General features: G+C 51.5%; 6 protein-coding genes, 1 tRNA gene and 1 rRNA gene. 5 read left to right on the top strand and 3 right to left on the bottom strand.

Features of this window, described 5'->3' with window-relative positions:
- Nucleotides 1-149: 149 nt before the first annotated feature.
- The 4 genes from rrf to WH279_RS11680 all read left to right on the top strand — a co-directional run bounded on the left by rrf (nucleotide 150) and on the right by WH279_RS11680 (nucleotide 2,207).
- Nucleotides 150-265, top strand: a 5S ribosomal RNA gene (rrf, locus tag WH279_RS11695).
- Nucleotides 266-365: 100 nt separating this feature from the next.
- Nucleotides 366-442 (top strand) — tRNA-Asp (locus WH279_RS11690).
- Between the two features lie 179 nt (nucleotides 443-621).
- Nucleotides 622-1,425 (top strand): endonuclease/exonuclease/phosphatase family protein, encoded by an 804-nt coding sequence (locus tag WH279_RS11685; protein WP_200643139.1) that lies wholly within the window; start codon nucleotides 622-624, stop codon nucleotides 1,423-1,425.
- A gap of 17 nt (nucleotides 1,426-1,442) precedes the next feature.
- Nucleotides 1,443-2,207, top strand: coding sequence for a class I SAM-dependent methyltransferase (locus WH279_RS11680; RefSeq protein WP_339456712.1), 765 nt, complete (start codon nucleotides 1,443-1,445; stop codon nucleotides 2,205-2,207).
- 58 nt (nucleotides 2,208-2,265) lie between these two features.
- On the opposite strand, the gene mltD is transcribed toward WH279_RS11680, so the two are convergent.
- Both mltD and gloB read right to left on the bottom strand, forming a co-directional pair.
- Complete coding sequence (mltD, locus tag WH279_RS11675) at nucleotides 2,266-3,645, bottom strand: murein transglycosylase D (RefSeq protein ID WP_133846128.1); 1,380 nt, start codon at nucleotides 3,643-3,645, stop codon at nucleotides 2,266-2,268.
- A 71-nt stretch (nucleotides 3,646-3,716) separates the two neighbouring features.
- A complete protein-coding gene (gene gloB / locus WH279_RS11670) occupies nucleotides 3,717-4,472 on the bottom strand; it encodes a hydroxyacylglutathione hydrolase (protein WP_339456710.1) in 756 nt (251 codons plus the stop codon).
- A 44-nt stretch (nucleotides 4,473-4,516) separates the two neighbouring features.
- Here gloB and WH279_RS11665 point away from each other — a divergent pair, with 44 nt between their 5' ends.
- Nucleotides 4,517-5,239 (top strand): class I SAM-dependent methyltransferase, encoded by a 723-nt coding sequence (locus tag WH279_RS11665; protein WP_339456708.1) that lies wholly within the window; start codon nucleotides 4,517-4,519, stop codon nucleotides 5,237-5,239.
- A 69-nt stretch (nucleotides 5,240-5,308) separates the two neighbouring features.
- Here WH279_RS11665 and WH279_RS11660 read toward each other — a convergent pair whose 3' ends face one another.
- Nucleotides 5,309-5,917 carry an HD domain-containing protein gene (locus tag WH279_RS11660; RefSeq protein ID WP_339456706.1) on the bottom strand — a complete coding sequence of 203 codons (609 nt, stop codon included), beginning with the start codon at nucleotides 5,915-5,917 and terminating at the stop codon, nucleotides 5,309-5,311.
- Between the last annotated feature and the right edge of the window lie 83 nt (nucleotides 5,918-6,000).

Below are 6,000 nucleotides of genomic sequence, written 5' to 3'. Positions count from 1 at the left end.
AACCGGTACTAATGACCCGTGAGGCTTAACCTTACAACGCCAGAAGCGTTCTGGTGGCGTTCGAGAGACGCAAAAGAGATTTTCAGCCTGTTCGAAACGGATTGGTTCACGTGGTTACGAGAGTAACGGCGGGGACGAAACAGAATTTGCCTGGCGGCTTTAGCGCGGTGGTCCCACCTGACCCCATGCCGAACTCAGAAGTGAAACGCCGTAGCGCCGATGGTAGTGTGGGGTCTCCCCATGCGAGAGTAGGGAACTGCCAGGCATCAAATTAAGACCCGTAACCGGGTCGTGACCTTACCCCTGACAAGGTAAGGGCGAAACACCTGAATTCAGACGTAGTCTGAGGTCAGTACAGAATCGGTGGAGCGGTAGTTCAGTTGGTTAGAATACCTGCCTGTCACGCAGGGGGTCGCGGGTTCGAGCCCCGTCCGTTCCGCCACTTAAACAGGAAGCCCTGACTCATAAGAGTCAGGGCTTTTTTGTATTTGTTTTTTTTATTTTCATTTCCTTACGTACAATCCCGTGCGAATTGGCTCCCGCCGATTGAAAGTACGCAATAAAGTCCCTATAACTGATAGATGGTAAACCCATTCAGCTGTAAAAAGTGCAGGCGGTAACGTGCAGAAAAAGACTTATGCCATGAGATACGTAGCAGGCCAGCCAGCGGAGCGTATTTTTCCTCCCGTGGCGATGCTGCATGTCGGACAGGCATTGCCGCCCGGTGCGCCGCTCACCACAGAAGCCCGCCTGAAAGTGCTGGTGTGGAATATTTTCAAGCAACAGCGCGCAGACTGGCTCTCAGTTTTGCAAAATTTTGGTAAAGATGCCCATCTTGTTCTTCTACAGGAGGCGCAAACGACACCAGAACTGGTGCGTTTCGCGACTACTCATTATCTTGCTGCCGATCAGGTGCCTGCTTTTGTACTGCCTCAGCACCCGTCAGGGGTCATGACTCTGGCCTCCGCTCACCCTGTCTACTGTTGCCCTTTACGTGAGCGTGAGCCGCTTCTCAGGTTGGCTAAATCAGCACTGGTCACGGCTTATCCATTACCCGGTGGTCAGATGCTAATGGTCGTTAATATTCATGCGGTGAACTTCAGTCTGGGCATTGATGTTTACAGTAAACAGCTCGGACCGATTGGCGAGCAGATTCTTCATCACCAGGGCCCGGTGATTATGGCGGGTGACTTTAATGCCTGGAGCCGCCAGCGTATCAATGCACTGTATCGTTTTTCTCGTGAAATGGGGCTGCGCGAAGTCCGTTTCACCGATGATCATCGGCGCAAAGCGTTTGGTCGCCCACTGGATTTCGTTTTTTATCGCGGAATGGGTGTTGCAGAGGCTTCGGTACTGGTCACTCGTGCATCCGATCACAATCCGCTGCTGGTCGAGTTTGATGCCCACCCTACGGATTACGCATAACAAGGACATTATTGATAATGGCAACAAAGCACCATGATAACGTCGATAAACAGTTCGGTGAACAGGCAGAAGCTTATCTGACCAGCGTAGTCCATGCGGAGGGGCGTGATCTCGTACGATTGGCAGAACGGCTGTTTGGCGCAACAGAGGCTAAGGTCCTGGATATGGGCTGCGGAGCCGGGCATGCCAGTTTCATTGCTGCCCAGCATGTTAAAGAAGTGGTCGCATACGATCTGTCGGAGAAAATGCTGGCAGTGGTGCGAGCAACAGCGCTCGAACGCGGCTACCATCACCTGACAACCCGGCAGGGCTATGCGGAAAACCTGCCTTTTGCGGATGCAGAGTTTGATGTGGTGATCAGCCGATATTCAGCGCATCACTGGCACGATGTCGGAAGTGCATTGCGTGAAGTCCGTCGGGTATTGAAACCCGGCGGTAAAGTGATATTTATGGATGTCAGTGCACCGGGCAATCCGGTACTGAATATCTGGTTACAGACAGTGGAAGCCTTGCGTGATACCTCTCATGTGCAGGATTACAGCCCCGGTGAGTGGCTGGCATTAATGACGGAGAGTGGGCTGGTGATACAGGCTGTCTCGCAGGATCGTCTCGATCTGGAGTTCAGCAGCTGGATAGAGAGAATGCGTACTCCTGATGTGATGATTCAGGCCATCCGGACCTATCAACATTCAGCGCCTGACGAAGTGCAGCGCTACTATGCTTTGCAGCCTGATGGCAGTTTCAGTACCGATATCATCTTTATCGAGGCCATTCGGCCATAAAAAAAGCCCGTCATAGACGGGCTTTTTTGTGTGGATTTTCATCCGCAGTGGCTAACCGTTAACTGTCGGGCGTCGCATTATTGTTAACAAACAGCGTTAACTTATCGCCAGGCTGAATGTTTTTCGTATTACTGGCGACGCTATTCCAGCGAACAACATCCTTGATGTTTACGCCGTGACGTTTTGCGATACTGGCCAGAGAATCACCCTTACGTACCTGGTAGGTGATGCTGTCGCCGTTATCTGCCAGTCGCGTACTGCTGTTACCCAGGCTCAATGTCTGACCGGGTTTGATACTGACACCGCGCAGATTATTGGCACGTTGCAGATCTTTCACCGGAACACCGAGACGCTTGGCAATGCCTGAAAGAGTATCACCGCTGCGCACCTTGTAAGAGGCAGGGGAAACGCTGTTCCTGGCAAGAGAAGTTGGCTGTACCGCTGAGATGTCACCGCTTGCCAGTGAGTTACGCAGTTTAGCTACATTGGACTTCGGAACCATAATGTAATGAGGACCATTTGGTGCCGTCGTACCGCGTTTGTAGCCGGTATTAAAGCTCTTCAGCTTGCTCAATGACATGCCAGCCATTTCGGCTGCCTGTGTCAGCTCAATCTGCTGGCCCACTTCCACTCGCGCCAGAGCGCGTGCTTCGTTGGGTGCCGGCAGACGTACGCCATAACGCTTACTGTTTTTAAGGATCTGCCCTAAAGCCAGCATTTTAGGCACATAGACCGTAGTTTCTCGTGGCAGCGCAAGGGACCAGAAATCTGTTGGTCGGCCTTTAGCCTTATTGGCTTTTATCGCTTTGAGCACACGACCTTCACCGCTGTTATAGGCGGCAATGGTTAATAACCAGTCACCGTCAAACATGCCGTTAAGGCGCTGCATCATGTCCAGAGCAACTTTGGTCGATGCGACAATGTCGCGTCGTCCGTCATACCACTGGGTCTGTTTAAGACCATAATTTCGTCCCGTCTGCGGCACAATCTGCCAGATGCCAGCGGCATTCGCAGATGATGTAGCATGGGGATCAAAAGCGCTCTCCACTATGGGTAGTAGTACCAGTTCCATCGGCATTTTACGTTGCTTAATCTGCTCGACAATCCAGTACATATACGGCTCTGCCCGTAATGTTACATCGTGGAGATAGCTCTTGTTACTCAGGTACTTCTGTTTTTGTTCGCGTATCCGGTAATTATCCGGAATCTTCATCTTCAGCTCGTCGCTAATGAAATTCCACAGATCTCTGTCTTGCGCAAGTGACGTTCCATCGTCCTGCCAGCGCGGCGACAACATTTCATCTGAGTACTGTCCATTTTCACCTTGACCTGCCGAAGACAAACTCTGTGCATGCTGTTCGGGGATGTTAGCATCGTGCCTTGACGCCTGGCATCCGACCAGCAAGACTGAGGCGAGTAATATCGCTTTAGCCTTCATGTGTGTGTCAATAGTTCGCTTAAAAGACGAGCAATAATACGTGCTCGATCCCGACAACACAACCAAAAATATTAAAAAGCGTCTTTCTTCTCGCGTAGAACCGCAAATACCTGCCATTCATGTTGCGGAGTTGTTTCTATTCCTATTTGTTTCTGTAATTCAATGTCTTGCGTGCGTAAAAAAACATTTATTTTTCGCTCCAATGCCAGTTTTGTGGGCAGTGTTATGGCCTTTTTTGCGCGTAACTCCTTAATTTCTCGGTAATAGCGTGCTATTTCGGGCTCTTGGGGATAAATAGTGTGTGAAAAGGTTAAATTCGATAACGTATATTCATGTGCGCAACAAACCAGTGTTTCATCCGGTAGTTCATTAAGCTTCTGAAAAGAATGGAACATTTGTTCTGCTGTGCCTTCAAATAACCTACCGCATCCACCAGAAAAAAGAGTGTCCCCGCAAAAGAGGTAAGGAAAACTGAAATATGAGATATGTCCTAAAGTGTGGCCGGGCGTAGCATAAATCGTAAAACTTTGCCCCAAAACCGACACGGTATCGCCTTCACTGACGATAGTTTTAGCCCCTTTAACGCGTGTTTCTTCTGGGCCATACACCGCTAAATCAGGGTAACGAGAGACCAGTTCGGCTACGCCACCTACGTGATCATGATGATGATGTGTGAGCAAAATCGCCACGGGCTGCCACTGGTTTTGTTCAATCATGCGTAATACAGGAGCCGCTTCGCCGGGGTCAACAATCAGGCAATGACCTGTATCATCATGTAAGGTCCAGATGTAGTTGTCCTGCAGGGCTGGAATACTGGTAAGATTCATTTTATCGCTCCTGGATGCTCGCAAGGGAAAGAAGATGGTAAAGCATGAAGCCTGCTAAAACACGCCAAATCCGTCATGTGCCAGAGTCCTGGTCGCAGATACCCTGCGGTGAATTTTATCGCGATGCTCTGTCACATCAACTGCGGCCCAGCCTCAGCAAGCTTTACGGCTTCCATTTGCTGAAAATTGGCAACCTGAGTGCGGAAATCGACACTGAAAGCTGTGCTATATCACACCAGGTGAATGTAGGGTTGAGCGGTGAGTCGCTTCAGGTCAGGGCCGACCCTCTCAGTCTACCGTTTGAGTCCAAGTCAGTGGATGCCTGTCTGCTGGCACATACGCTGGCGTGGAGCAGTGACCCACACCGGGTGCTACGCGAGGTTGACAGGGTGCTTATCGATGACGGCTGGATGATTATCAGCGGTTTCAACCTCTTCAGCGTTCTGGGGATAGGCAAACTGATCCCTGGTCTGCACCGACGGATCCCATGGAACAGTCGAATGTTCACTCAGATGAGACTGCTGGACTGGCTGAGTTTGCTGAATTACGAAGTGATGCAAAGCATCAGTTTTCAGGTGCTGCCGTGGAATCGACAGGGGGGCAAGATGATCAGTACGCACTTGCCTGCGCTGGGCTGTCTGAATGTGATTGTGGCGCGTAAACGGACCTTCCCGCTCACGAAAAATCCGGCGAAGAAAAGTGCCGGGACCCGGCAATTACACGCGATGGGCGCGACAAACCAGTACCGGGCAGGGCGCAGAAACTGACAGTGCAATCATAACTGTTTTAGGGCCGACCTTGCTTTCCCGTCAGCCCCCCGCCTGCTCGCTGAGCGGCTAAAGTAACCAGCCCTGCGCATGGGCATTGTCCAGATGCTGCTTCAAATAGCCCCACAGCTCCGGCCACTGCTGCGCCAGCTTGACGTTGCGTGCTTCCACCTGCTCCAGGCGGATACCATTCTCTTTCCAGCTCTGGCCCTGATTGTGCAGGTTAAGCATGATGGGCAGGGCGCGGTCGAGCATATTCGCAAAACGCGCCTCTGCTGTTTCTCCGGCTTCATATTCATCCCACAGCGCGCGGAAACGTTGGCTCAACTCGGTGGGCAGTAACCCAAAAATACGTCCGGCGGCAGCCACTTCCTGTTCCTGGATGGCATCACGCGCGGCGATGTCGTACACGAGGACGTCACCTGCATCAATCTCAACCACATCATGCACCAGCGCCAACTGTGTGGCGTGCTGAACATCAATGGTAGCCTGAGAGAAGGGGGCCAGACTCATGGCCGCCATTGCCAGGTGCCAGCTGTGCTCCGCTGAGTTTTCCTGACGTGTATTGCTGAGCAGTCGGGTACGGCGCTCCACGCCTTTTAGTTTGTCCAGCTCCATTAAAAACTGTACGACTTCTGTCATCGCGCCGAAATCTAAGGCTGCTACCCTGTCTGACATCACCTGTCTCACTTATGCCCTGAAAAAAGTTTGCCCGTATTGTAAGGGAAACGTTTGCGTATTTCGCGAAAGAATGTGCGTTG

The organism is Erwinia sp. MYb375 (assembly GCF_037479175.1).
Taxonomy (GTDB): domain Bacteria; phylum Pseudomonadota; class Gammaproteobacteria; order Enterobacterales; family Enterobacteriaceae; genus Erwinia; species Erwinia rhapontici.
This window is presented reverse-complemented; position numbering and strand designations above follow the sequence as displayed.

Bases quoted from the DNA above. Each gene is read 5' to 3' on its own strand.
- WH279_RS11680 (WP_339456712.1), top strand. From the start codon at position 1,443: ATGGCAACAAAGCACCATGATAACGTCGATAAACAGTTCGGTGAACAG.
- mltD (WP_133846128.1), bottom strand. From the start codon at position 3,645: ATGAAGGCTAAAGCGATATTACTCGCCTCAGTCTTGCTGGTCGGATGC.
- gloB (WP_339456710.1), bottom strand. From the start codon at position 4,472: ATGAATCTTACCAGTATTCCAGCCCTGCAGGACAACTACATCTGGACC.
- WH279_RS11665 (WP_339456708.1), top strand. From the start codon at position 4,517: ATGAAGCCTGCTAAAACACGCCAAATCCGTCATGTGCCAGAGTCCTGG.
- WH279_RS11660 (WP_339456706.1), bottom strand. From the start codon at position 5,917: ATGTCAGACAGGGTAGCAGCCTTAGATTTCGGCGCGATGACAGAAGTC.